Source organism: Halorientalis regularis (assembly GCF_023698535.1).
GTDB classification, from domain to species: Archaea; Halobacteriota; Halobacteria; order Halobacteriales; family Haloarculaceae; genus Halorientalis; species Halorientalis regularis.
In genome coordinates, this window is sequence record NZ_JALJCL010000014.1 from 1 (window position 1) to 24,216 (window position 24,216).

The 24,216-nt window shown below is 61.1% G+C and carries 21 protein-coding genes, 3 tRNA genes and 1 pseudogene; 11 read left to right on the top strand and 14 right to left on the bottom strand.

The features are described from left to right. Together MU521_RS16595 and MU521_RS16600 are read right to left on the bottom strand one after the other, a co-directional pair. Positions 1 to 71, bottom strand: a pseudogene (locus tag MU521_RS16595) (IS6 family transposase); the annotation flags it as partial. A gap of 36 nt (positions 72 to 107) precedes the next feature. Further along, complete coding sequence (locus MU521_RS16600; RefSeq protein ID WP_092694167.1) at positions 108 to 956, bottom strand: DUF262 domain-containing protein; 849 nt, start codon at positions 954 to 956, stop codon at positions 108 to 110. Positions 957 to 1,529: 573 nt separating this feature from the next. Here MU521_RS16600 and MU521_RS16605 point away from each other — a divergent pair. Beyond that, positions 1,530 to 2,051 (top strand): FxLYD domain-containing protein, encoded by a 522-nt coding sequence (locus MU521_RS16605; protein ID WP_092694163.1) that lies wholly within the window; start codon positions 1,530 to 1,532, stop codon positions 2,049 to 2,051. A 15-nt stretch (positions 2,052 to 2,066) separates the two neighbouring features. Here the strand turns inward: MU521_RS16605 and MU521_RS16610 are convergent, their stop codons facing one another. Both MU521_RS16610 and MU521_RS16615 read right to left on the bottom strand, forming a co-directional pair. Then, positions 2,067 to 2,528, bottom strand: a complete 462-nt coding sequence (locus MU521_RS16610; RefSeq protein ID WP_092694161.1) for an SWIM zinc finger family protein — start codon at positions 2,526 to 2,528, stop codon at positions 2,067 to 2,069. 2 nt (positions 2,529 to 2,530) lie between these two features. Continuing rightward, positions 2,531 to 2,746, bottom strand: a complete 216-nt coding sequence (locus tag MU521_RS16615; RefSeq protein ID WP_092694159.1) for a hypothetical protein — start codon at positions 2,744 to 2,746, stop codon at positions 2,531 to 2,533. Positions 2,747 to 2,930: 184 nt separating this feature from the next. Between MU521_RS16615 and MU521_RS16620 the strand changes: the two genes are divergently transcribed. After that, positions 2,931 to 3,161 (top strand): FaeA/PapI family transcriptional regulator, encoded by a 231-nt coding sequence (locus tag MU521_RS16620; RefSeq protein WP_092694156.1) that lies wholly within the window; start codon positions 2,931 to 2,933, stop codon positions 3,159 to 3,161. A gap of 928 nt (positions 3,162 to 4,089) precedes the next feature. Next, positions 4,090 to 5,469: a hypothetical protein gene (locus MU521_RS16625; RefSeq protein WP_139171151.1), complete on the top strand. Its 1,380-nt coding sequence runs from the start codon at positions 4,090 to 4,092 to the stop codon at positions 5,467 to 5,469. Positions 5,470 to 5,486: 17 nt separating this feature from the next. Here the strand turns inward: MU521_RS16625 and MU521_RS16630 are convergent, their stop codons facing one another. Next, positions 5,487 to 6,305: a hypothetical protein gene (locus tag MU521_RS16630; RefSeq protein WP_139171150.1), complete on the bottom strand. Its 819-nt coding sequence runs from the start codon at positions 6,303 to 6,305 to the stop codon at positions 5,487 to 5,489. 819 nt (positions 6,306 to 7,124) lie between these two features. Here MU521_RS16630 and MU521_RS16635 point away from each other — a divergent pair. Beyond that, complete coding sequence (locus MU521_RS16635; RefSeq protein WP_092694152.1) at positions 7,125 to 9,656, top strand: phage/plasmid primase, P4 family; 2,532 nt, start codon at positions 7,125 to 7,127, stop codon at positions 9,654 to 9,656. Between the two features lie 150 nt (positions 9,657 to 9,806). On the opposite strand, the gene MU521_RS16640 is transcribed toward MU521_RS16635, so the two are convergent. Together MU521_RS16640 and MU521_RS16645 are read right to left on the bottom strand one after the other, a co-directional pair. Next, on the bottom strand, positions 9,807 to 10,949 hold the full coding sequence (locus tag MU521_RS16640) for a tyrosine-type recombinase/integrase (RefSeq protein ID WP_092694150.1): 1,143 nt from the start codon (positions 10,947 to 10,949) through the stop codon (positions 9,807 to 9,809). Positions 10,950 to 11,006: 57 nt separating this feature from the next. Beyond that, a tRNA-Arg gene (locus MU521_RS16645) sits at positions 11,007 to 11,079 on the bottom strand. A 149-nt stretch (positions 11,080 to 11,228) separates the two neighbouring features. On the opposite strand from MU521_RS16645, the gene MU521_RS16650 reads away from it, so the two are divergent. The 5 genes from MU521_RS16650 to MU521_RS16675 all read left to right on the top strand — a co-directional run bounded on the left by MU521_RS16650 (position 11,229) and on the right by MU521_RS16675 (position 15,687). After that, the gene (locus MU521_RS16650; protein WP_092694148.1) at positions 11,229 to 11,843 is read left to right on the top strand and encodes a DUF7504 family protein; all 615 of its coding nucleotides are present in this window, start codon (positions 11,229 to 11,231) and stop codon (positions 11,841 to 11,843) included. Positions 11,844 to 11,902: 59 nt separating this feature from the next. After that, positions 11,903 to 12,562, top strand: a complete 660-nt coding sequence (locus tag MU521_RS16655) for a hypothetical protein (RefSeq protein WP_092694146.1) — start codon at positions 11,903 to 11,905, stop codon at positions 12,560 to 12,562. A 161-nt stretch (positions 12,563 to 12,723) separates the two neighbouring features. Further along, positions 12,724 to 14,175: a single-stranded DNA binding protein gene (locus MU521_RS16660; RefSeq protein ID WP_092694145.1), complete on the top strand. Its 1,452-nt coding sequence runs from the start codon at positions 12,724 to 12,726 to the stop codon at positions 14,173 to 14,175. Between the two features lie 64 nt (positions 14,176 to 14,239). Beyond that, positions 14,240 to 14,680 (top strand): histone family protein, encoded by a 441-nt coding sequence (locus MU521_RS21505; protein WP_092694144.1) that lies wholly within the window; start codon positions 14,240 to 14,242, stop codon positions 14,678 to 14,680. Beyond that, positions 14,677 to 15,687 carry a histone deacetylase family protein gene (locus MU521_RS16675; protein WP_092694142.1) on the top strand — a complete coding sequence of 337 codons (1,011 nt, stop codon included), beginning with the start codon at positions 14,677 to 14,679 and terminating at the stop codon, positions 15,685 to 15,687. The genes MU521_RS21505 and MU521_RS16675 overlap by 4 nt, the downstream gene beginning before the upstream one ends. Here MU521_RS16675 and cca read toward each other — a convergent pair. Next, positions 15,666 to 17,096, bottom strand: a complete 1,431-nt coding sequence (cca, locus tag MU521_RS16680; RefSeq protein ID WP_092694140.1) for a CCA tRNA nucleotidyltransferase — start codon at positions 17,094 to 17,096, stop codon at positions 15,666 to 15,668. The genes MU521_RS16675 and cca overlap by 22 nt on opposite strands. Before the next feature lie 100 nt (positions 17,097 to 17,196). Between cca and MU521_RS16685 the strand changes: the two genes are divergently transcribed. Together MU521_RS16685 and MU521_RS16690 are read left to right on the top strand one after the other, a co-directional pair. Then, positions 17,197 to 17,301: transfer RNA gene (locus MU521_RS16685), tRNA-Asn, on the top strand. Positions 17,302 to 17,407: 106 nt separating this feature from the next. Continuing rightward, positions 17,408 to 17,515 (top strand) — tRNA-Ile (locus tag MU521_RS16690). 403 nt (positions 17,516 to 17,918) lie between these two features. On the opposite strand, the gene MU521_RS16695 is transcribed toward MU521_RS16690, so the two are convergent. The 6 genes from MU521_RS16695 to MU521_RS16720 form a co-directional block, all read right to left on the bottom strand. Further along, positions 17,919 to 18,203 carry a type II toxin-antitoxin system RelE family toxin gene (locus MU521_RS16695; protein ID WP_092694138.1) on the bottom strand — a complete coding sequence of 95 codons (285 nt, stop codon included), beginning with the start codon at positions 18,201 to 18,203 and terminating at the stop codon, positions 17,919 to 17,921. Next, positions 18,196 to 18,468, bottom strand: coding sequence for a ribbon-helix-helix domain-containing protein (locus tag MU521_RS16700; protein WP_092694136.1), 273 nt, complete (start codon positions 18,466 to 18,468; stop codon positions 18,196 to 18,198). The genes MU521_RS16695 and MU521_RS16700 overlap by 8 nt, the downstream gene beginning before the upstream one ends. A 212-nt stretch (positions 18,469 to 18,680) precedes the next feature. Continuing rightward, on the bottom strand, positions 18,681 to 19,382 hold the full coding sequence (locus MU521_RS16705; RefSeq protein WP_092694134.1) for a maleate cis-trans isomerase family protein: 702 nt from the start codon (positions 19,380 to 19,382) through the stop codon (positions 18,681 to 18,683). Beyond that, positions 19,379 to 20,974 carry a hydantoinase B/oxoprolinase family protein gene (locus tag MU521_RS16710; protein ID WP_092694132.1) on the bottom strand — a complete coding sequence of 532 codons (1,596 nt, stop codon included), beginning with the start codon at positions 20,972 to 20,974 and terminating at the stop codon, positions 19,379 to 19,381. The genes MU521_RS16705 and MU521_RS16710 overlap by 4 nt, the downstream gene beginning before the upstream one ends. Further along, entirely contained in the window at positions 20,971 to 22,974 is a 2,004-nt protein-coding gene (locus MU521_RS16715; protein WP_092694130.1) for a hydantoinase/oxoprolinase family protein, read from the bottom strand. The genes MU521_RS16710 and MU521_RS16715 overlap by 4 nt, the downstream gene beginning before the upstream one ends. Further along, a complete protein-coding gene (locus tag MU521_RS16720) occupies positions 22,975 to 24,183 on the bottom strand; it encodes an Nramp family divalent metal transporter (protein ID WP_092694128.1) in 1,209 nt (402 codons plus the stop codon). Between the last annotated feature and the right edge of the window lie 33 nt (positions 24,184 to 24,216).

Here is a 24,216-nt window from a genome sequence, read left to right on the forward strand (position 1 = left end):
GTGCGCTCGTTCTCCCAAACGTCTTGACTGTCCTCTTCCAACGTCTCGCTGAGGAGGTCTGCGAGTTGCATAGGCACTTCTCGCTACAGCCTCCTCGCTTCTCAAACTCACTCAACTAGACAGTGCCTCTCTGAGTTCATACTGTCAGATTGAGAAGCGCAATAAACAAGATGGCTCCTAACTTTGTCGTGAAGCCTCAAGTCCCTCCCTCTGTCATTAATAACTTTGAACATTCTGGCAGCTTCATCGACATCTTCTACTATTTTGATGTTAACTTCAAATCTTTGTGTCAATATTTTAACTATGCTATTTAAGAACTTGTAATATCCGGCATAATCTGTTGAGTCCCCCTCCTTGAACCTTTCATTTTTCCATTCTTTCAACCTGTCACGAACTGTGCTTTTTGCGTTAGCAATCTTTCGCTCTGCGTCAACAAGGTCATTCTGTTGAAGATAACTTTCCGCACTTCGGTTTCCTAAAATCACAGATTCGTATGCATCTTCCGCAAGCCCACCTAACTGGATTCGTTCTATATCCTGATATTCAACATATTTATCTCCAATGTCAGATTTTCTTTCATTTATTGTAGATGATATATCATCACTTATTTGATTGTTTGAAGCGATATCCGCCATTTCATCGATTATAGCCGCAATAGCGATGGCAACAGTAGCTAATCTTTGTTGACCGTCTACGATTCCGAATACGTCGTAATCCTCGAAATCAGTTGGCTCAACTGACCCTCGTTCCTCAAGAACGAGTGTACCAAAGTAGTGGTTTACCTTCTCTTCAGCGTCCTCATCATTATTCTGCTGGTATACGAACTCAATGTCATCAAGTAGGTCCTCAACATTAGACCCATTCCAAGCATAATCCCGCTGATATTCAGGTATAACAAAATAAGATTGACTGAACACTGATGAAAGTGAGAAGTTATCGTCAGGCGTTCCGTCCATAACCCTGTCTATTTCATCCCATTAGCTTAGACTTTTCGCACTAATGAGGATGTTCCGAGTGTCACGATCTTCTTACTATTGCTTTGAAAGAAGTTCTCTTGATACCGATTGTGAAGCAGATATGGCTTGAAAACTGTCGTGACACCACTGACATCCTAACCGGTATTCAGGTGTCTGCGGTCACGGAGGAACGTTCTCAGTATGCCCAAACTGCGCGAGCGGCGCTTCCCCAACTTCGAGGTAGTACGCTCCGATGAGGTCAGTCTCGATTTCTTCGCGCTTGTGCGAGACATTGAGGCGTTCTGCCAGTCGAGAGGTTTGACACCGCTCGCAGACCTTGTTCGTCCTCGCCCAATGCGAGTCGACCACCCCTGTACGCAGAGCCTTTGTAGCTATAAGACGGTCAAGAGGTTGGCTGTCGAACTACAGTTCGTTGCACGTCGATTAAGAATGATGGAAGCCACCCCCACCCAGAGTACACTTGTCCCTGCGAGTCAGGAGAAACCACCCAGATTATCATAATTGGGAAAATTAGGGGTAGAATTAAAACACAGTGAGTACTTGGCACTTACAATGGGACTACTTGAAAAGTTTCCAGGCATCAACGAGGAAAGTACAACTCGGAGAAAGTTTCTCATCGGGTCTGGGTATGGGATAGGTGGACTGGCTATTATAGGGGCGGCGGCAGGACCGCAGGAGGAAAGTGAGAATGACGGAAACGGTGGAGGGAGTACCGACGGAAACGGTGGAGGGAGTACCGACGGAAACGGTGGAGGGGGTAATGATGAAGAGTCATATCCTAATGCATACTATTACGATGAATCCACAGGAATCGTGTTAGAAGATGACATAGAGGCTGAAGCTGACCAAATCGGTTCGTTGTACATACGGGGAACAGCCCGAAATGAAAGTGGTGATGATTATAATTATGTCCAAGTTACGTTTTCAGTCCTCGACAGCTCGGGTGCAAAAATTGCGGATGCACTCGCTAACACAAGTGGCTTAGAAGCAGGTCAGAGTTGGCGTTATGAGGCTTTAGCAGCCTCAGCAGACGATGTTGAGTCTTACGAACTGCAAGATATAGAAGCCTATTGATACTATCGAACTAATTCATTCTTCTCCCACGTTCGGGTTCGGCTCTTCGAAGCCATCACGATAGCAGGGCCAACAACTTAGACCAAGGCCCTGATTCCACTCGCCACAGTCACAGTCGTCCGGTCGCTCGTCGGAGTGGTCGCTCTCCCCTGCTTCGACCGTCACACCACCGTCTGCCTTCATCTTCGGCTCGTCACTCGCCGCTCCGAGAACTGGCTCACGAATCGCCACAGCGACCATATGCTTGCAGGCTCCGTTCTGATACTCGAAGGCAGGGCAGGTGCAATCTGACGGGATACCGCCTTCGACGTGAACCGTGTAGGTGTGTTCTTCTGGCTCCTCGTGCGAGGTGTTGACTACTTCGACATCACCATTTCCGAGCAGAGTGAACTCGAAGGCTTCCCACGATGCGCGCTTTTCGACCGTCACATCTGCATCCAGTAGTTCGACCACTTCGGAAGGGGCTAATTCCGACATCGTTAGCCCTCGATGAAGGTCGTGAACTCGTTTCCGCACTCGCTACATCGGTGGGTGAAGATGAGCGAATCGGAGTAGCCCCGTCGCTTGCTCGTGGTGATAGCCTCGATGGAGCAGAGACACGGCATCCCTGCATCGAGACGGAAACCGGGAAGTTCCCGCAGTCGTTCGATATGCTCTTCGCCAAGTTCTTGTCCGCTGTCGTTCTTAGCTTGCATTGGCCTTGTCACCTGCAACGAGAAGGCCACCGTCCGCGTGTTCCAGCACGCGGGCATTCTTCGAGCGTAATGCCCCATCGGGACAGTGACCTTCTCACCATTTCCTACAGTCAGAAGCGGTAAAAGTCTTTCCCATTTCCTTTGTCGGGAAATGGTTATAAGCCACTGGCCCGATGATGCAGGTATGGCAAGAGACGAAGACTCAGGCACATTCAGGCAGGAATATACAGATGAGGACTTCCTCGATGCAGTCGAGAAACACAGTCCTGCATCAACGTCGGAGGTGGCTGATGAAGTTGGTTGTACACGTCGTAACGCCGATATGAGGCTCAAGAAACTGGCTGATGATGGAAAGGTCAAGCGCAAAAAAATCGCCGCATCGCAAGTCTGGACGCTTGTAGAAGTCGATGAGTAATTGTGATTTAGTGTAAGATTTTATATTTTTAAGCGAAAGCGGCTGAAAAGCCAAATATTACGGGCCTCAGTAGGAGCGGACCTACGAGCTACTGGGGTAGAGTAAATGCACTTGCTAACAACCCACACGTAAGGGGTCAAAATCCTAAGCCGAGAGAGCCGGTTATTCCTGAGTTGAGTTCTGGTTCAAAATGCGGTCGAGTTGATGCAGCCCCTTCGCAACGTAGCTGAATACCGGTGGGTGTATCACGAGTGTCACGGCTTTCTGGATAGTGAATCAGGGTACAGATAGGTAGACGTGGGGGTGTGATTGTGTCGAAAAAGTCGTGACTCCTGTATCAACACCCAACCGATATTCAGCGATTTACGGCAGGCTTAGGCTGGTAACGCCTTTAGAATCTCCTGTAAGAGCATATATAGGAGAAACCTCGATGAACGCTCACGAACCGGTTTCGGGCACTCTCACCCACCTCTTCCAGCGAAACTCGACATCTGGCAACTGATTTGTCATCAGTTTTCGTTCGAGATACCGCAGGAGGATTAGCTCAATGACCGAAAGCTTTAAGTAGCTGCGTTTGCTATTGTATAATAGTATCGGATAAGAAAATAATAGTGTTGTCTGGAGCAATTGTCTCCGCATCCTTTGGTTATCGTTGCCGTTCTGTCAATTATGTCAACTCAAAAGTCATACGTCACGGTCGAACAGCGTGAAAAGGAACTCCTCAAGGAAGCTAAGCGGCGTGACCCCCGTTTCGCATCTCCGAGTCGTGTCACCGATGGCGGGTATATCAGTCTGCTCGCTGCCGAGAAGTTAGAGGAACTCCCTGATGGTGAATCTAATGAGTAAGTACCTCGTTGAAGGCTTCGGGCCGCAGAATCTCGCCCCCTGCAACGAGAGCGGCGGATTGTAGCGCATCGGTGGGGATACGATGAGTGCAAGTGCAGCAACTCAACAGTCGAATCTACAGTCAGCAGCGCCGCAGATTCCCGATGATGAGCGGCTCCATCGGCTCGTAGTAGAAGCGGGCAAGTATCTGGGACTACGTGTTGGTGACTCCCTGCCGATAACGGAGGTTGTCACTCAAGGCGAAGCAAACGGATACACCGAGAGCGAAGTGTATGCTCTCCTCGAACACGAAGGTCTGCCTACTGACGACAGTGCGACGATTCCTGTTCCGCCGCAGGGCGACGTATTCGGAGAACTGTGGCGAACTTATAGAACACCACAGGCGACTTTCTCAACAATCCCCGAAGTACAGGAACTCCGCCAGTGGCTCGCACAACAGCGTGAGAAGCGATGCACCGAGTACGAGGATGGAACACATCAATACAAGGTGCAACACGCCCACTCGCTTCATACGGCCCGTAAGAGAAGCGGTCAGGCGAAAGATGTCGGGCGGCACTTCATCGAGGAGTACAAGCAATTCACCACGGTCATCGTCACCTACTGCGCCGAGAAGGGGCCGAGCGAGACGATTGCAGAACACGCGAGCAAGTTCTACCCGTCCACCCTCTCCCAACCACGGTGGGAAATTTTCAACCGAGATATAGAGACTGAGCAGTGGGCAGGCTGTCGGCTCCTCGCCCCTGAGAACCCCGCGAATGCACCAACCCCTACGTTCACACACGGGCACGCCGTCTACTGGGTCGAAGGGTGGCACGACCGCGAAGCCTTCGAGGAGTTGCGGGAGACGTTCTTGACGGAGGTTGACGGGGCGACCGAGGAATTGAATCCGCTCGACCGAATGATACAGGTGCAACACCACACCTCGGCGGAGATTGAGCCGAGTGACTCGGTGAAGCGCGGCGACCTTGATGCAGAGCGCGGGGCCACTACTGCCGCCAGTGGCGAAGTGGCGGCCAACCTCCCACTTCTGCGAGCGCGAAACGCCTTACGGGAGCGTGATGCATCCGCCGAGGAGTGGGCACGCGCTGATGCCGAGGAATGTCCCAACTGGGTCGAGTACTGGCTGGCGCACCTGCGGCTCGGTCTTGATGGAGACAGTGATACCAGTGGCATCTCTCGATGGGGGACGTTCGGAGACTTCCGCAAGATTGCTGACGAGATGAAGGAAGGTCGGGGGTACGATGAAGAGGTATCTGAGAAAAAGGGCTGTGGTGTTCAACAATCGCCACAGGATAGGTCGCTCAGCGATACTGAAGAGCAGTTTATCACCGAGTATGTCGAAGCTGGCTTACCTGCTGATAGGGATGTAATTGCCGCCGCCATCGAGGAGAACATCAACGAACTTGGTGGGATTGCTCGTGTGGATGTACTGGTCGAAGCGATACAGGCGCGAGTCGGGTGAGGGGTGGAACGATGTGTCTACAGATTTTCACTAACTTGTGCCACACCGTAAGCTGACGAGGTACTCTGTTCAGCTACAACTTCATCCCGATGAACTATACGTATTGTAAGTTCCTCCGAGCTATCGTCTTGCTTCTGTGCGTTTGCTGATATTATTGAAGCATCGTCAGAAACATTAACATAAGATACATCTGTTGTTTCAGACACAACACTGCTTTGCCTACTCACAGTCCTTGTGTTACCACCACCACCAGCCGCACCACTCCAGTCTCCACTATATTCCACTTCTACGTGCGTTTGATAGATACCGAAGGGATATTCACAGCCTTGTTCATTAGGATTGGAAAATTCTGTATCGGGACAAGTATTTGAGCGAGATTCTCCGTTCACCAATATTTCCATCTGGAATCCGAGGTAATACAAGCCGATGAACTCACCAGGAGAGAAATCGTCAGCATTTATCATAGTAAGTTGGAACTCCTGAGACGAATCTGCTTCGATTGTTTTTTCTTCTGAATCAGAAGAAATCTCTCCCTTATTTTCCTCCAAGCCCCATCTGGCAGAGAAGTCAGCCGTAACAGACTGGGCAGTGGGATTTGTAACTTCGACTTGAGATACCAAATCCTCCGTGGATTCATTACCAGTGGCAAATCCTGACACGTCCAGTTGTGATACAGGGTCTGGCGTTGACGTAGGAGTAGGAGTAGGAGTGCTGTCACCACCGCCATTACCTCCATCACTTCCACTACCTCCATCGTCACTGTCGCTCGAACAGCCAGCCAGTGCTAATCCGCTCACAGTTGCCGAGATTGTCGCGAGATACTTGCGACGTTGCATTATATAGCTACTGACCTATGTAGAATAAAAGACTTTTTCCGCCAGTATCGCCAATAAAAATCACAACAAGACGGAATACGCATTCCTCTTCTGTTATACCGTTTCTGCGCTGTCTCAGGTATAGAGCCAATATCATCTGCTAAATCCAGTGATGACGAGCGCGAGTTCGTTGAGAAATACGTGGAGCAGCTGGGAAAACCAAATCGAGAGGTCATCCGAGCGAACATCGAGCGGAATCGAGATGAGTTCGACAAAGAACCAGAAAGGGAGAAAATCATCGGCTCAGTTATGAACGAGCTTCAGACACAAGCGGAGGCTGATTGACCAAAACTAATAGTCATAATTCTGGTAGTAACGCTTGAACGGGAGCAGAAAGAGCAACGAGATTACTCGTAAATTACCGAAGTCTGATATTTCCTGAAACTGCTACAGAAGAGCTCTGAGTTGGTTCTATGGGCATCAAGAAGATTTCACCTTTTGCTAACCGTGGCACGGAGAGAGGGCCAAAAATGGTATCAAAGAAGTAGTCAGTAGCGGTACCTTTATGGTCTAATCTCCCGTTGTTGTAGACGCGCCTCACCGAAAACAAGCAAGGCGCGTAAGAACGATGACAGAAGATTACCCTTACGAAGAGCGGCAGGTACGTCGCTCGCAGAGACACTCGAATCAGTCGACAGTCACCCGTCTCGACACACCAAACGCGGATTCCACTGAAACCACCAGAATCCACAGCAATCCAACGATGAACTTCCAAACCTACACGCAGAGCGAGCCGAATCAGTATCAGAACAACCGCACGCCGTCGCGGAGGGTCGGGCGATGAGTACGCAAGTATCGTCCGGTGAAGCGCCGCAAGACCACTCCATTCCCACGCAGTTAGTCAACGAGGGCCAGTGGCTCTGTTGGGAGGAGGTTGAAACCGATGGACGCAAGCGGAAGATGCCGCGAGTTCCTGACGGGAGCGGAGAGCCCGCCAAAACCAGTGACCCATCGACGTGGGGCAGTTTCGATGAGGCGTATAAGTCCTGTCAGCAACGGAAAGGGGTCGGTCTCGGCTTCGTCCTCACCGAAGATGACCCGTACCTCGCTGTCGACTTCGATGACGTGCGAGACCCTGATTCGGGCGAGACCGAGGACTGGGTTCTCGAAGCTATCGACCGGTGGGACGCCTACGCTGAAGTTTCGCCTTCTGGTACAGGGGTACACGTCTGGCTGAAGGACGTGACTGAGCCAGACTGGTGGGTCGATACAGACCACATCGAGGTCTACGATTCGGGGCAGTATATCACCGTCACGGACGACCACTTCTCGGACACTCCAACGAGAGTTTCCACTCCCTCGAACTTCGAGCAGTGGTTGGAGGGCCACGCCGAGTTAGAGGTGCCTGAGCCGCCGTCGCAAGAGTCGCAGGGCGAATCTGGGGAGTACGAGGTGGACATCGCCATCGACGTATATGACGTGCTCAGCCGTGCCTCGTACCCCGAAAACAAGCGTGTCAGCCATCCATTCCACGATTCCAGCACTGGAGGGAACTTTCAGGTCTTCGAGGGCGGCGAGGTGTGGCACTGCTATCGTCACGGGGTGAACGGGTCTGCACTCCATCTCATCGGGATAGAGCAAGGGGTCATCGACTGCGGAGACCTAAACCGAAACCTCACCGACAAGGAGTGGGCCAAAATCTTCGAAGCGGGTCGAGAAGCGGGCTACGACTTACCCGCACCATCGGACGAGAGCGACTACTCCTCTCCGACGAGCATCGTAGAGGCACTCATCGAATCGCAGGAGCGGTGGATTTCGGAAGCGGAGAAGACCATCACTGTCTGGGATGTCGGTGAACAAGATGCCGCTGAGGTGAAAGAGATATTCGAGAAGCAATCGCTGAACTCTGACGAGTCTCTGGAGATACTTCAGGGGTTGGACAGTGAGTATTCCAACGCCTTCAGCGACTTCTTAGATGACCCCGATGAGTGGACAGTCAGGCTCGCTACACCCGATGACAAGTGGCGAGAAGTGCGTGGATGGTACAGCGAGGATGGTGAAAAGAAGTACGCTCGTGACTTCGCAGTCAGGCTCCTCCGCGAAGAGTACGACTTCATCACGGTGAAGGACAGCGAGCAGATGTACTCCTACGACGACGAGAAAGGGGTGTACGAGAACGATGCCGAGAAGGTCGTGAAACAGCGGTTAGAGGAGATGCTACAAAGCCACTACTCCAAACACGAGGTGCGGGAAATCCTCGCCCGCCTCTCGTCGGGGAGTTACATCGACCGAGGGGAGTTCGGTCAGAGCGGGTCGCAGGTCTGTGTCGCCAACGGTGTCCTCGACATCGAGACAGGAGAGCTGTCGGACTTCCACCCGAACTACAACTTCCGGTCTCGCCTTCCCGTCGAGTACGACCCCGACGCAGACTGCCCGCAGTTCAAGAGCTTCCTCGAAGAGGTCTGCCCCGATGACAAGATTCCGATGCTACAGGAGTTCGTCGGATACTGCCTCCAGCCACGGATGCACCACAAGAAGGCGCTCCTTCTACTCGGTCCAACCGACGCAGGGAAAAGCGTGTTCCTCGACGTGCTCGAAGCTCTGTTCGGAACCGAGAGTACCACCAGCCACTCGGTGCAGTACCTCGCCAACAACCGATGGGGAGAGGCTGACCTCGTAGGGAAGATAGCCAACATCCGTCACGACCTCGACTCGTCGGCCATCGAGAACGCTGGCAAAATAAAGGAACTCACGGCAGGTGACCGAGTTCGCGCTGAACGGAAGCACGAAGACCCATTCTTCTTCCAGCCGAGAACGAAGCACATCTTCTCGGCCAACCAGCCGCCAGCACGGACAAAGGAGGATAGCGGCTTCTGGAACAGGTGGCTCACGGTGGTCTTCCCTGAGACCATCCCCCGTGACGAGCAAAACCCACGTCTGACCGAGAAGCTGACGAGCGAGGAGGAACTCGCGGGTGTGCTAAACTGGGCGGTCGAAGGCTACCAGCGACTCGAACGACAGGGGCAGTTCACGAACGAACCTCGCCCGATGGAGAATCGTCGGCTGTGGGAGCAGTACGGCAACTCCGTCGAGCAGTTCGTCAGTCAGCATCTCGAACGTGCGCCGAGCGAGTTCGTTCGGAAAGACACGGCGTATGATGCCTACAAGAAGTTCGCCAAGGCTGAGGGTATGGAGGTGGTCACGAAGCACAAGTTCACCTCCGAACTGAAAGGGAAAGGAGCCTCGGTCAAACAGCGGCGCTTCGACGGAGAGCGAGAGCGTGTCTACACAGGCTTCCAGTGGTCGGGTGAGAGACCAGACGCCTCCGCTACGGAAGGACTGGAGGGTGACATCGAAGAACTGTTCGGCTAATCGGCTGGTGGTCGCCTTCTGAGTACCGGTGGGGGTTGTCACAGGTGTCACGGGTCTCTCCCAACTAAACCCGTGGCAAGAGAGTAGATGAGGGGTGGAAGTACATACCGTGAGGAGAGTCGTGACTGTTGAGACCCCCACCGGTATTCCCTAACCCATCCGGTTTAGAGCATCCCGCCTGTCGTCTGGCGGGGCGTGGTCATAGCGGAGCGTTGTCTTTGAAGAGCGATGGCGGAGCTGGGCCTGAGCCGCCGCCAATCCCTCTTCGCGGGCCATAAACGTCCCGACACTGTGACGAATCGAGTACCAGCTTATGTCTCGATTCTCGGTGTCAATCCCCGCCTGTTCGCACACTCGTCTGAGGACGTGATTCAGTGCGTGACTTCCGTAGGGGTTCGCCTGTCGAGTGAGCCAGAGAGTGTCCGTGTCTTCGTACATCTCGTACTGTTCCCTCTCGTCCAACCAGCGAGACAACGCTTCTGCGGTCCTATCTGTTAGGCTCACTGTCCAGTTGTCGACGTTTTTCGAACTCTCCTCTTTCGGGATGCGGAGAACTCGGTTCTGTGCATCGACCCACTCGGTTGTGGCACGTTCTACCTCGATAGGGCGGAGGCCAGTGTCGAGTGCGGTCCAGATGAGCGAAGGGAACTTCCACGAGTTCGCACGGTCGAAATCGTTGGGGCCAACTTCGGCCTTCGGTTTCACGAATCGTTGTGCGAGATATTCCTTCCACTCGTCTCGTTCCTCTGGTGAAAGCGAGTTGTACGAAGGAACCGACCCGTACTCCAAGACTGCTTCTCGAACCTGCTGGCGCTCCTCAACAGAAAGGTAGTCGCGCGGGTTCGTCGTACTGGTGTCGTTCGAGAAAGTGAGTTCTGGGTCCCACTCGTCTTCATCAAACTCCCACGCGCGCCATCGGAACAGGGTCTTTAGCGCCTTCATCATATTCGCTTTCGTGTCCTGTGAGGCGTCACTGTAGGCCAGTTCACGCATGTACGTGTCTGCGTGCTCGTGCGAGACGCGCGTGGTGTACCCATCTTCTTGTTCCCACACCCATCGGTAGAACTTATCGACCCTCGCACAACGGATGTCTGCTGTCGCTTCGGCATATCCCTCGCCGCGCTCTGGGTCTTTCCCGAGGTTGAGTACCCACTTGATGAATTTCTCTCGATGACCGCGATAGTCCGAAATCTGGCGTTCTGCAAGCTCTTCTTCCGTTGGCTCAGTGATGACTGTAATCCCGTGACGGCGCGGGGACGATTCACCCGAACCTGTTTTCTTGGCTTTCGTCATTGTGTGTCTCCGTTCGTCGGAGACAGAGAAAACCGCCGTAAGGCGGAGGAATTTGAACGTCCTGACGGAGATTTGAACTCCGGTCCCTGGCTCCGCAAGCCAAGAGGATAGTCCACTACCCTATCAGGACTCATCCATTGGTAGCGGGGTGCCAGATAAAGGGGTTACGGTTCGGTCGCCTTCCGAATGGTTGCAGGTCGCGTTCGCTCAGTGGCCGGAAGAAGGTGCATTTCTTGTCGAAATCCGCATTCTTATGCGAACGGGAGTTGGGATTGTGGTATGGCCAAACAGGTCGCGGGACGGGAGGCGGCGTCGGTCGCGGAACGGCTGACCGACGCCACGAACATCCTGGTGTTAGCGCCGTCGTTCCCGGACGGCGCGGGCGGTGTCTGTGTCGACCTGCTGGGCGGTGACGACCCGTCGGCGATGTCGGTACTCGGGGTGACGTACACGCAGTCACCGGGGCGGTGGGCCGCCGACTACGAGCGAGAGACCGGCGCGCCGCCGGCAGACGGGACGGTTATCAGCGTCGGTGACTGGGGTGTCGAGGTCGGGACTGGGACGAGTGAGTGGACGCTGGAGGCCGTCGAACACGCCGGTGATCTGACCGCGCTGGGTGTCACGCTCAGCGAGTATCTTACGACCGACGCAGAATCGAGACGCCAGCGACTCTGTTTCGACTCGCTGACGGCCCTCCTGCAGTTCGTCGAGTTACAGCGCGCGTTCCAGTTTCTCCACGTCGTCACGGGGCGCGTGAGTTCCGCCGGTACCGTCGGGCACTACCACCTCGACCCCCAGGCCCACGACGAACAGACGCTGGCGACGATCCGCGGACTGTTCGACGCCGTCGTCAAGGTCGACGAGAGCGGCGAGTGGACGATCATCAGCCGGTGACACAAAGACGCGTTTGAGTCTCCGCAATCGCCTTTTTTGTAGGGGGTGACGGGACAGGTATGCAACGACGCAGATTTCTCGCAGCGACCGCATCCGCAACCGCACTGGGCCTGGCCGGCTGTACGCAGGAACCCGGCGACCGCGACGGGAGCGGCGACACGAAGACGAGTCCGGGCGACGGCGGCCCCGGGAGCCAGCCCGAGGGGACGGACCGCGTGACCGAGACCGAATCACCCGACGCCGAGACGCCCGAGACCGACACGCCGGAACCCGAGGGCGACGGCACCAGCGGTGTGAGCGATCAGGCCTGGGGGAGTGGCGGCCGCATGGACGGTGTCCCGTACTCCTTTAGCTCGCAGAGTCCGGAGACCAGCGAAGAGCGTGACGTGGCCGACATCCGGTTCGGCACCGAGGCCGGTGAGGTGGTCGTCGACGGGACGATCAGCGGGAGCGACGGTTGCAAGCGGGCCACCCTCGGGTCGCTCGACTACGACGAGTCGGCGGGGAAACTCACGGTGGGCGTCGAGACCACTCAGATCGAGGACTGTGAGGCCGGGACGATGGCACTCGTCGGCATCGACTACGAGGGGACCTTCGAGTTCGACGGCGAACTCCCGTCGGACGTGACGGTCACGCACGACGGGGAGGGCGTCGCGAGCGCGGCCTACGGCAGTTCGAGCGCGTCGGCCCCAGCCCGGCCGACCACCACGACGGAGTAACGACCTGACGCCCGACGTAGTCTTAAGTCCGAGAACGAGGCAGGTCCCGGTATGGACGGCGACGCGAGGACCGGACGACAGCCTAAGTCACCCGACAGCGTCGGGTCGAGGGAGCGACGACAACGCTTAAACGGAGTCCAGCCCTGCACTGGGACAGACAGATGGGCGCGATAGCAGATATCTACGCGGATCTGGAGACCGACGAGGTCTCCGAGGAGGAGTTCCGGGAGGCCGTCGAGCAGAAGATCGAGCAGATGGGGGGCCTCGCGGACGAGGAGACCGCGGCCATGCTCATCGCCCACGAACTCAAAGACGGGGAGGTCAACGGGATCGCGGACATCGAACCCGGGATGGACGAGGTGAAGTTCATCGCGAAGGTGATGGCCGTCGGCGACCTCCGGACCTTCGAGCGCGACGGCGAGGACGAGGACGGCCGCGTCATCAACGTCGAAGTCGCGGACGAGACCGGGTCGGTCGCGCTCTCCTTCTGGGACGAGCAGGCCGTCTCCATCGACGAGGGCCAGCTCGACGTGGGCGACGTGCTCCGGATCAAGGGCCGACCCAAGGACGGCTACAACGGCCTCGAAGTCAGCGTGGACAAGGCCGAACCCGACGAGGAGGAGGAGATCGACGTGCAACCGGGCGGGACGACGAGCATCGAGGGGTTGACGCTGGGCCAGTCGGACGTGAACGTCCGCGGCCTCGTCCTCGACACGGAGTCGGTCCGCACCTTCGACCGCGACGACGGCTCGGAAGGACGGGTCGCGAACCTCTCGATCGGCGACGAGACCGGCCGCGTCCGCGTGACGCTGTGGGACGAGCGGGCCGACCGCGCCGAGGCGCTGTCGGCGGGGACGGCCGTGGAAGTGGTCGACGGCTACGTCCGCGAACGCGACGGCGACCTCGAGCTCCACGTCGGGGATCGCGGTGCGGTCGAGGCAGTCGAGGAGACCGTCGAGTTCACGCCCGAGACCGCACCCATCGACGGGATCGAGATCGGCCAGACGGTCGACATCGGCGGCGTGATCCGGTCGGCCGATCCCAAGCGCACCTTCGACCGCGACGACGGTTCGGAGGGGCAGGTTCGCAACGTCCGGGTCCAGGACGAGACCGGCGACATCCGCGTCGCACTGTGGGGTGACAAGGCGGACAAGGAGATCCAGCCCGGTGACGAAGTCTACTTCGCGGACGTGGAGATCGACGACGGCTGGCAGGACGACCTCGAAGCCTCCGCGAACTGGCGGTCGACGGTCGTCGTCCTCGAAGACGGGGCGACGACCCAGCCCGCGGGCGGTACGGGTGGCGGTGCCGCGGCCGACCAGGACGCCGCCGAAACGGGGCTGGACGCCTTCGCCGACGGCGAGCCGGCCGAGAGCGACGGCGGGACGGCGACGGCCGCAGTGGAAACGGAGGCAGGGGCGAGCGCGGACAGCGAGGACGGCGAGGTCGTCGAGTTCACCGGCACCGTCGTCCAGACGGGCGAGCCGGTCGTGCTCGACGACGGCGAGGAGACGATGAGCGTCGAGACGGGTGCGACCCTCCAGCTCGGACAGGAAGTGACGGCGCGTGGTCGCCTGTCTGACGGACGGTTGGACGCCGAGGACGTGTTCTAGGGGCTGAGCGGGCGCGAGCTGACTCACGGAAAGCCTTAAGACTGCGACAGTCCCGGTATGGCGTATGAGCGTCGAGCTCCCGTTCGCGCCGGTCGACACGGTCATTCGACGGAACGCAGGGACGCTTCGGGTCAGCGCCGAGGCGGCCGAGGAACTGGCGCGGCGGATCCAGCGGCGGGGCGCACGCCTCGCCGTCGACGCCGCCGAGCGGGCGACCGCCGATGGGCGAAAGACACTGATGGCGTCGGATTTCGGCGTCTCGTCGGTGCCGGACAAGGACACGCTCGAACTCCCCATCGCACCGATCGACCGGATCGCACGGCTCGACATCGACGACTCCTATCGGGTGTCGATGGACGCCCGGATCGCGCTGGCCGACCAGCTGGAGTCGTTCGCCGATGACGTGGCCGCCGCCGCGACCGCACTGGCTCGCCACGCCGAACGCCGCACCGTCAAGGCCGAGGATGTGGAAGCGTACTTCGAACTCGCCCAGTACTTCGGATGAACTTCGGCTACCACGAGGATTGCCTCGACCACCAGACCGGCTACCGCCACCCGGAGAGCCCCGACCGCCTCCGGGCGATTCGCCGGTCGCTCTCGCGCAAGCACGGCGTCGGGTACGTCGCCGCCGACCACGCACCCGAGTCGGCCGTCACCGCCGTCCACGACGCCGGCTACGTCAGCGCCATCAAGGAGTTCTGTGCGGACGGCGGCGGCGACTGGGACGACGACACGGTCGCCGTCGAAGCCACCTGGGACGCCGCGCTGGCCGCGGCCGGGCAGGCGATGTGGGCCGCTGAACGGGCCCTGGCCGGCGACGACGGGCGTGATACACCCTTCGCACTCGGCCGCCCGCCCGGTCACCACGCCGTCGAGGCCGACGCCATGGGTTTCTGTTTCGTCAACAACGCCGCCGTCGCCGCGCGGGCGGCAATCGACGACGGCGAGGCCGACCGCGTCGCGATCCTCGACTGGGACGTCCACCACGGCAACGGCATCCACGACATCTTCTACGACACCGGCGACGTGTACTACGCCTCCATCCACGAGGACGGCCTCTATCCCGGCAGTGGCGATATCGACGAGACCGGCGAGGGCGAGGGCGAAGGGACGACGTTGAACGTCCCGCTGTTGCCGGGCTGTGGCGACGCCGACTACTGTGCCGCCATCGACGACTTCGTCGGCCCGGAGTTCGTCGCCTTCGACCCGGACGTGATCCTCGTCAGCGCCGGCTTCGATGCCCACCGCCACGACCCCATCTCCCGGATGCGCGTCTCGACGGAGGGCTACGGCGCCATGACGACCCGGATGCGCGACATCGCCGACGAGGCCGACGCCGGCCTCGGGTTCGTGCTGGAGGGTGGCTACGGCCTCGACACGCTCGCGGAAAGCGTCACGATGGTCCACGAGGTGTTCGACGGCCGTGAACCGGTCGAACCCGACGAGGAAGTCAAAGACCGCGCGACGAAGGTGTTCGCCGACCTGCGCGATCAGGGCTTCGGCGAGAAGTAGCGAGCGAGTTCGACGCCGAAATCGTCGGCGAGCGCCGCGACATCGTCACCGACCAGCACCGCGTAGTCGGCTTCGAGCGCGCTCTCGACGTGTGCCCCGAGTGCGACCTCAAAGACGGCGTCGCTCGCCAGGAAGTCCCGAGCGGTCGTGAACTCCCGGGCCCGCTCGACGACGTAGCGGCCGTCGGCGACGAAGGGTCCGTAGGGTGGACTCGCGGGATCCGACGAGTCGTCCCCGATCTGGGCGTATTTCTCGTAGAAGCCGCGAGCGTGGTCGCGGACGTGGACCGGCGGGCCGCCGTGGCGCTCGACGGCCGGGCGGTCGGCGACGGCCAGTTCCAGGAAGATGGCGGCCCGGTCGTCGGCGAAGGTGGCGCTCCGGAACACGTCGAACCCGCGGCGGTCGAGTTCGGCGACGATACCCCGGCGGGATTTCCGGAGCTGGGGCCACAGCTGGTCGTCCACGAGATTGGGGGCGTCGAACGTGACCGCGACCGGCGTCGTCCCGCGGGCGACGACGGCTTCGTGGACGGCCTCGGCGTCGAGTGGGTCGGGGTCGTCGGGCTCGAACAGGTCCTCTCGCGGGTCGGCCAGGGACTCGCGGGCGTAGTGCTGGAGACGAGCGACGTTCGCGGCGGAGAGCGCTGCGGCGACGTTACGCTCGGGATCGGTGGGGTCGATGACGACCAGCGGGTCGTCGAAAGCGAGGTCGGCAGTGCCGACCTCGTCGTTCCGAGACGGCGAAGCCGTCTCGCGCTCGGCGGCGTGGTCTGCGGGGTCGATTTCGACCGGCGGGTGCCAGTCGGCGGCGGCCTCCAGCAAGGGGCGGAAGCCACCGTATTCGAGGACGAGCAGCTCGGTCAGGTAGCCCGAGAACCCGCGAGTCTTCAGGTCCGCGCCGTAGACGCCGATCCCCTTCAGGAAGGCCTTGGCGACGCGCACGTCGGCGGCGATGTCGTCGTCCAGTCGCTCGTCAAGGTAGGCGGTGTGGAAGGGCGTGCGGTCGACGGCCGACTGGATGGCAGTGGCGTCGGCCACGTCGTAGCAGGGAACCAGGTCGACGGAGAAGCCCTCGAATTCGCCGACGGTGTAGGGGTGTTCGGCGTACTCCTCGCGGCCGTCGGGGAGGACCTCGCGGCCGACCTGGAGGCCGTACGCTTCGAGATCCTCGCGGTCGAGGTCGGCGGGGAAGCGGACGAACAGGTCCACGTCGCGGTCGCCGGCCAGCCAGGTGCCCCGGGCGGTGGAGCCGACCAGTACCACGTCGGTCTCGACCGGCAGGTCGGCGGTGGCGGCCTCGGTGCGCTCGGTGAGGCGCTCGGTGACCGCCCGGAGGCGCTCACGTTCCTCGTCGTCGGGCGTGACGCGGTCGCGGACGGCCGCGACGACGGCGTCGAACTCCTCGGTCATGGAGAGCCGTATCCGACGACCCCGTGAAAGCGTGTCGATGCCACCCGAAAGCGAAAGCCCTATCAAATAACTCCGGCTACTCAGGAATGCCTGCGGACGTGCCGCCGTAGCTCAGCTGGTAGAGCACCTCGCTGTTACGGTGAGGAGGTCACGCCTGTTCACCGCAGAGACGAGGTTGTCCCAGGTTCGAACCCTGGCGGTGGCGCTTTTCTCCCGACACTACCCTCCGAGTCGCGGCTCCGCGTCGTGACGGGCGATACCGGGCAATATCCCGACAGGCTAAAGGCGAGCCACGCAGAACGCCCGGACACGGGCCCTTAGCTTAGTCTGGTTAGAGCACCCGGCTCATACCAATCACTGACAGCGGTCAGGGATTGTGGGTAACCGGGCGGTCGGTGGTTCGAATCCGCCAGGGCCCATCAATTTTGCTGCGAGCAATCCGCGAGCAGCAAATCGTGTCGCTGGCGGATTGGAGCCCAGAGGACGAGCGGCAGCGAGTCCTCGCGGTTCGAATCCGCCAGGGCCCACTTGCTGCCGCGAACACTTCGTGAGCGGCGGCACCGTGCCGCCCGCGGATTCGAAGCAGGGAGCAGCTATGCTGCGACCGAGGTTCGAATCCGCCAGGGCGCATAACATTTTTCTTATTATTCTAAACCCCATCTCTGCGGTGCTGGTGTCGCGTTTTTTCTCTATCTCTTTATGATATCCTAACTTGTCCAGCGTTCATCCAGTGTATAGACGCGAGTCGCTGTCGTCGTGCTTTCACTGCTGACCGACACAGCGCGGGTACGAAATCTATCGCCGATTGCTGCTGGTTCCCTGTCAGTCGTCGTCGGCTTCGTACGCACCACTCCGATGCTCGATACTGTAGACGTCCAGCATCTGCTCGGCGTGATTACAGTCGGCAGCCAGACGGAATTGACCGACGCGCAGTTTCGAATACGGTGCGCCGGTCAGCGGTTCGAGATAGTCGTCGGGGTCTCGCCATTGATCGGTCACGATCTCGTCGAGTTTGTCAGTGATCCGGTCCTGCGCGTGGTCGTCGAGATCGTCGTAGGTCTGCTTGGCGGGCTTGCGGAACTGCCAGGTCCACTCATCGTCACGCATCGTCGCCGAGGACTTCCTCGCGGGAGGACGTCTCGCTCTCGCCCGTCCGGCGCGCGTGCTCGACGGCAGCGATCTCCTTCCAGCTCTCGCGGGTCAGGTCCGGATGTCGAACTGCGTCGCGCAGTGCCTCTCGGATGAACTCACTACGGCTGTTGTAGCCTTCGTCCTGCCACGTCGCGTCGATGTCTTCGAGGAACATCTCTGTCAGGCGGATGTTGATGTTCGTCTTCTCCGGGTCGCCGCTTGCTGTATCCGTATTCGACATACCAGTGTGTTACAGGCTTGTGGCAAAGAGTATTTTTGTTAATATTTCCGACAGGATAGCGGTAGAACAGTGTCTCATTACCCGGCCGTCTCAATGCCGAACACGTCGGTAAACAACTGGCTGACAGCCGTGAAAACGCTGGACGTTCCCCGCCAGGGCCCATCAGTCGAACGCCCGTTTCCTGGCCGAAGCGGGGTCTCGGTCCAGCACGCTCAGACCGCGGTGAGAGTCGTGTCGAGGCTCGACTCGATGCCCAGCCGGTCGGCGAGGTCCCACATCGTCGCGGCGTTGCTGGAGATCACGGGGACGCCGAGCGTGTCCTCCAGGTCGGCCAGGACCGGAACAGTCCGATAGTTCGTACAGGAGACGAAGACGGCGTCGATCGAACGGTCGTCGGGGACGGCCGATTGGACCTGCCGTTTCGCGTCCGCGGCGGTCAGCGCGCCGATTGCGGTGTTGTCGACGAGTCCCCGGCCATCGAGGGTGGCAACCTCGAAGCCCGAGTCGGCCAGGTACGCCCGCTCGCGGTCGTTCAGTTCGGCGGCGTAGGGCGTGACGACGGCGACCGTCTCGGCATCGAGCGCGGCGAGGGCGCGTTTCACCGACAGAGCCGTCGCGACGGCCGGCGCACCGGCCGCGTCGGACAGCCGCGACTCCAGCTCCGCGTCGAAGCCGGGGCCGTGCAGGAGACTGCCAGTCGTACACGCGTAGGCGATGCCGTCGACGTCGGCGTGGGCGAGCAGTTCCGCGGCACGTTCGGCACCGGTTGCCATCTCGTTGAGGGCGTCGGCGGTCACGTCTTCGAGCGGCACCCGGGCCGCGTGAACGGTCGTCGCCGCGGGTGTCATCGCCCGGAACTCCGGTTCGACCGTGGTGTTCGAAGAGGGGACGACGAGGCCGAGACGCGCGGTCATTCGGTTACCTTCTCGTCACGGCGGTCGGCCTCCCTGGCGTCCTCGGCCCGGTCGGCCGGGTCGCCGTGACCGCCGCCGCCGGGTGTGCGGATCGTCACGGTCGCGCCGGTGCTCACGTCGACGGATGCCTTCGAGGGAACCGACTCGCCGTCGACGAGGTTCTCGCCCATCGCGCCGTCCTCGCCGCCGTCGACGCCGGCGGGCGCGGTGCGGCGGCGTTCGGTGAGCAGGGAGACGGTCGCGTCGGTCTCGACCGTGACCGAGCGTTCGAGTCCCAGCCCGCCCCGGTGTTCACCGTCGCCGCCGCTGTCGGGCCGGAGGGCGTAGGTCTCGACGCGGAGCGGGTACTCGCTCTCCATCGACTCGACCGGCGTGTTCAGCGTGTTCGTCATGCCGACCTGCACGCCGTCCATGCCGTCTTTGTGGGGGCGGGCACCGAAGCCGCCCGCGATGGTCTCGTAGTAGGTGAACTCGCCCTCGCGGTCGCCGATGATGAGGTTGTTCATCGTCCCCTGCCCGCCGGCGGGGAGCCGTTCGGGGATCGCCTCGGCGAGTGCCGCGAGGGTCACGTCGGTCACGCGCTGGCTCGTCTCGACGTTCCCGCCGACCACCGCGGCCGGTGGTTCGGGGTTGAGCACCGTGCCCTCGGGCGCGGTGACGCTGACCGGTTCGTAACAGCCGTGATTCGACGGGATCTCCGGGTCGGTGATCGCCCGGACGACGAAGTAGACGGCGCTCTTGGCGACCGAGAGCGGCGCGTTGAGGTTGCCGGTCACCTGCGGGGCGGTGCCCGCGAAGTCGACCGCGATCCGGTCGCCGTCGACGGTGACCGTCACCTCGATGGGGATGTCGTCGTCGCTCACGCCATCCCCTTCGAGGATGTCCTGGGCGCGGTACTCGCCGTCGGGGAGGTCGGCGATCTCGGACTCGATGCGGGCCTGCGAGTAGTCGACGACGGCGTCGAACGCGTCGAGCAACAGCGAGCCGTGGTCGTCGAGCAGTTCGCCGATCCGCTCTTCGGCCCGCTCGTTGGCGGCCCGCTGGGCCCGCAGGTCCGCCCGGCGCTCGTCGGGGGTCCGGACGTTGGCCAGCAACACGTCCAGCACCGCGTCGTTGAGTTCGCCCCCGTCGACGAGGCGCACAGCGGGCAGGCGCAAGCCTTCCTCGTAGATCTCCTGGGCTCCCGGCGGCATACTGCCGGGCGCGCTCCCGCCGACGTCGGCGTGGTGGGCGCGCGAGACCGCGAACCCGATCACCTCGTCGTGGGGCGCGATGGTCGAGACGAGCGTGATGTCGGGGAGGTGGGTGCCGCCCGCGAAGGGGTCGTTGACGATGAAGACATCGCCCGGCTTCGGGTCGTCGTCGATGATCGCGTCGACGGCGTCGGGCATCGCGCCGAGGTGGACCGGGATGTGTTCGGCCTGTGCGATCATCTTTCCGTCGGCGTCGAACAGCGCGGTCGAACAGTCCTGTCGCTCCTTGATGTTGGGCGAGTACGAGCCGGTGATGAGAACGTGTCCCATCTCCTCGGCGATACTTTCGAGCTGATTCCGCAGGATTTCGAGGGTCACTGGGTCGATGTCGTCGGTCATGGTTCGGTCACCTCGGAGACGAGAGCCCCGTCGTCACGCACCCGCACGTCCCAGGCCGGGGGGACGACGACCGTGCTCTCGTCCTGTTCGATTACCGCCGGCCCACCCAGCGTGCGCCCCGGCTGGAGCCGCCCGCGGGCGTACACTGGCGTCTCGTACACGCCGTCCTCGAAGATCGCATCGCGGTCCCCCTTGAGCGGGTCGCCGGCCGCGTCGTAGTCGACGGGCGGCACGTCGCGGTCGACCGTCGCCGTCACGCGGCAGTTGACCAGCTGGACCGGTTCGTCCATCCGGTAGCCGTAGGCGACCTCGTGGGACGCCTCGAACCGGTCGCGGGCGTCCACGGGATCGAACGAGTCACCGACCTCGACGGCGAGTTCGAAGCTCTGGCCGGCGTAGCGCAGATCGGCCGAGTACCGAACCGTCACTCGCTCGGGGTCACTGATCTCGGCCAGTACGTCGTCGACCAGCTCGTCGTAGATCGGTTCGACGGCGTCCGGGTCGACGGATTCGAGCGGGCGCTGGTAAGTCCGGACCGCGTCCTGTTTCTCGTCGGCCGCCAGCAGGCCGTACGCCGAGAGGACGCCCGACGCGCGTGGGATAACCACCCGCTCCATATCGAGGTTGCTCGCGATCGAGACGGCGTGCATCGGGCCGGCACCGCCGAAGGCGACGAGGCCGAACTTCCGGGGGTCGAAGCCGCGTTCGACCGTGACCGACCGGATCGCACGCGTCATGTTCGCGTTGGCGACCCGGTAGACACCCCGGGCGGCCGCGACCGGCCCGTCCATCCCGGCCTGCTCGGCGAGGTCGGCCATCGCGTCGTGGGCCGCTCCCTCGTCGAGCGAGAGTTCCCCGCCGAGGCTGGTACTCGACCCGATGTATCCGAGGACGAGATTGGCGTCCGTGACGGTCGGTTCCGTCCCGCCGCGACCGTAACAGGCCGGACCCGGTTCCGCACCGGCCGATCGGGGGCCGATGCGGAGCGCACCGCCGGAGTCGACCCACGCGATGGAGCCCCCGCCGGCACCGACAGTCTCGACGTCGACCAGCGGCGTCCGGATCGGGCGGTCGGCGATCTCGCCATCGGTCGTGCGCTCGACCTCGCCGTCACGCACGAGACTCACGTCGCTGGAGGTCCCGCCCATGTCGAACGTGACGAGTCGCGCGCCGTCGTCGTTTTCCGCAGTCGCCATCTCGTTTGCGCCGACGACGCCCGCGGCCGGACCCGACAGCGCCGTCAGGACGGCGTTGTGTCGGACCGTCTCGGCGTCGGTGATGCCGCCGTTTGCCTGCATGATTCGGGGTTCGGGCAGGCCGGCGTCGGTGGCCCGCTCCGAGAGGTGCCCGACGTAGCGGTCGATGGCGGGTCGCAGGTACGCGTCCACGACGGTCGTCGAGGTCCGCTCGTACTCCCGGAACTCCGCCAGCACCTCGTGGGACGCCGAGACGGGCACGGCCAGTTCCTCGCGGAGGACGCGGGCGACCGTCCGCTCGTTCTCGGGGTGGGCGTAGGCGTGCAACAGCGAGACGGCGACGGCCTCGGCGTCGCTCTCGCGGATCGCGTCCGCGACTTCCCGGACCTCGGCCTCGTCGACCGGCCGTTCGACGCCCTCGGTCGTCGTTCGCTCGTCGACCTCGTACCGTCGACGCCGGGGGACGAGCGGCGCGGGTTTCTCCGCGTCGAGATCGTACAGGTCGGGGCGGTCCTGCCGGCCGATCTCCAGCACGTCCCGGAACCCCGCGGTCGTCACGAGCGCGGTTCTGGCCCCCGACTCTTCGAGGAGGGCGTTCAGCGAGACGGTCATGGCGTGGGAGAAGCCCTCGATCTCCTCGGGTTCGATCCCGGCGTCGGCACAGGCCTTCTCGATGGCGGCCATGACGCCGTCGCTCTGATCGTCCGTACTCGGAACTTTGGCCGTGACGAGGTCCCCATCGACCAGCAGGGTCACGTCGGTGAACGTGCCGCCCACGTCGACACCGACGACTCGCTCATTCACTCAGACCACCCCGGCGACACTCAACAGTGTTCGAAGGCCCAGCCAGACCACGATGAGCGTCACGATGGCCCCGAGCGCGTTCGCGACTCGGCCGTTGGTGAACTCCCCGAGGAGGTCGGTCTGGTTCATCGCGTAGATGAGGAAGATCGCGACGATGGGGAGCAGGACGCCGTTGACGACCTGCGCGAACACGATGATCTGGACCGGACTCCCCCCCAGAAGCACCGAGAGCACACCGACCGCCAGAATGACGCCCCAGACCGCACGGAACTTCGGACTCTTGAGGTCGGAATCCCAGCCGAGGGCACCCGTCGTCGCCCACGCGCCGGCCAGCGGCGCGGTCGTCGCGCTGGTGAAGCCGGCGGCGAACAGCCCGATGCTGAAGAAGATCTTCGCGTAGGGCCCCGCCAGCGGTTCGAGTTGCTGGGCCATCTGCCCCACGTCGCTGATCTCGGTCCCGGTCGGGAACGCGGCCGCCGCGGTGACCATGATCGTGATCGTGATGAACCCCCCGACGGCGATCGAGAGGATCGTGTCGGTCCGGGACTCGGAGATATCCGCGGGCCCGGACCATCGCTCCTGTACGTTGCTCGCGTGCAAGAAGAGGTTGTAGCCGACGATGGTGGTCCCGATCAACCCGGTGATCAGGTAGAGTGAACCGTCCGGAATCCCGGGGACGAAGCCGACGGCGATGGCCCCCAGATCCGGGCCGATCAGGACCGCCGAGGCGACGAAGGAAAGCGCCATGACGATCACGAGGCCGACCAGTGCCCGCTCGATCAGCTTGTACTTGCCGGTAAACAGCAAGGCCCCGGCGACGAGGCCCATCACGACGCCCCAGACCGTCGAACTCACGCCGGTGATCGTCGCCAGTCCGGCGGCCCCGCCCAGGATGTTCCCGGCCTCGTAGGCCGCGGTCCCGATGCCGATGGCACCGACGACGAGGAAGATGCTGACGTACTCGACGAGCGGGTTGTCGAAGCGGTTCCGGAGCGCCTCGCCGAGCCCCTCACCCGAAACCAGCCCGAGCCGGGCCGACATCTCTTGCAGAACGATCGTCGCGACGATCGAGAACGCGATCGTCCACAGCAGCGCGTAGCCGAGTCGGGCACCAGTCACACTCGCCGTCGTTACCGTCCCCGGACCGATGAACGCCGCCGCCACCATCGCACCGGGACCGATCGCTTTGAGCCGTTGGATAACGTTCATGATTCTGTCTTGTGATCTGGTATCACGATGCTA

Bases quoted from the DNA above. Each gene is read 5' to 3' on its own strand.
- MU521_RS16635 (WP_092694152.1), top strand. From the start codon at position 7,125: ATGAGTACGCAAGTATCGTCCGGTGAAGCGCCGCAAGACCACTCCATT.
- MU521_RS16640 (WP_092694150.1), bottom strand. From the start codon at position 10,949: ATGACGAAAGCCAAGAAAACAGGTTCGGGTGAATCGTCCCCGCGCCGT.
- MU521_RS16695 (WP_092694138.1), bottom strand. From the start codon at position 18,203: ATGCGTGACGATGAGTGGACCTGGCAGTTCCGCAAGCCCGCCAAGCAG.
- MU521_RS21505 (WP_092694144.1), top strand. From the start codon at position 14,240: ATGAGCGTCGAGCTCCCGTTCGCGCCGGTCGACACGGTCATTCGACGG.
- MU521_RS16720 (WP_092694128.1), bottom strand. From the start codon at position 24,183: ATGAACGTTATCCAACGGCTCAAAGCGATCGGTCCCGGTGCGATGGTG.
- MU521_RS16655 (WP_092694146.1), top strand. From the start codon at position 11,903: ATGCAACGACGCAGATTTCTCGCAGCGACCGCATCCGCAACCGCACTG.
- MU521_RS16700 (WP_092694136.1), bottom strand. From the start codon at position 18,468: ATGTCGAATACGGATACAGCAAGCGGCGACCCGGAGAAGACGAACATC.
- MU521_RS16660 (WP_092694145.1), top strand. From the start codon at position 12,724: ATGGGCGCGATAGCAGATATCTACGCGGATCTGGAGACCGACGAGGTC.
- MU521_RS16605 (WP_092694163.1), top strand. From the start codon at position 1,530: ATGGGACTACTTGAAAAGTTTCCAGGCATCAACGAGGAAAGTACAACT.
- MU521_RS16610 (WP_092694161.1), bottom strand. From the start codon at position 2,528: ATGTCGGAATTAGCCCCTTCCGAAGTGGTCGAACTACTGGATGCAGAT.
- MU521_RS16675 (WP_092694142.1), top strand. From the start codon at position 14,677: ATGAACTTCGGCTACCACGAGGATTGCCTCGACCACCAGACCGGCTAC.
- MU521_RS16625 (WP_139171151.1), top strand. From the start codon at position 4,090: ATGAGTGCAAGTGCAGCAACTCAACAGTCGAATCTACAGTCAGCAGCG.
- MU521_RS16600 (WP_092694167.1), bottom strand. From the start codon at position 956: ATGGACGGAACGCCTGACGATAACTTCTCACTTTCATCAGTGTTCAGT.
- MU521_RS16705 (WP_092694134.1), bottom strand. From the start codon at position 19,382: ATGACCGCGCGTCTCGGCCTCGTCGTCCCCTCTTCGAACACCACGGTC.
- cca (WP_092694140.1), bottom strand. From the start codon at position 17,096: ATGACCGAGGAGTTCGACGCCGTCGTCGCGGCCGTCCGCGACCGCGTC.
- MU521_RS16620 (WP_092694156.1), top strand. From the start codon at position 2,931: ATGGCAAGAGACGAAGACTCAGGCACATTCAGGCAGGAATATACAGAT.
- MU521_RS16650 (WP_092694148.1), top strand. From the start codon at position 11,229: ATGGCCAAACAGGTCGCGGGACGGGAGGCGGCGTCGGTCGCGGAACGG.
- MU521_RS16615 (WP_092694159.1), bottom strand. From the start codon at position 2,746: ATGCAAGCTAAGAACGACAGCGGACAAGAACTTGGCGAAGAGCATATC.
- MU521_RS16630 (WP_139171150.1), bottom strand. From the start codon at position 6,305: ATGCAACGTCGCAAGTATCTCGCGACAATCTCGGCAACTGTGAGCGGA.
- MU521_RS16710 (WP_092694132.1), bottom strand. From the start codon at position 20,974: ATGACCGACGACATCGACCCAGTGACCCTCGAAATCCTGCGGAATCAG.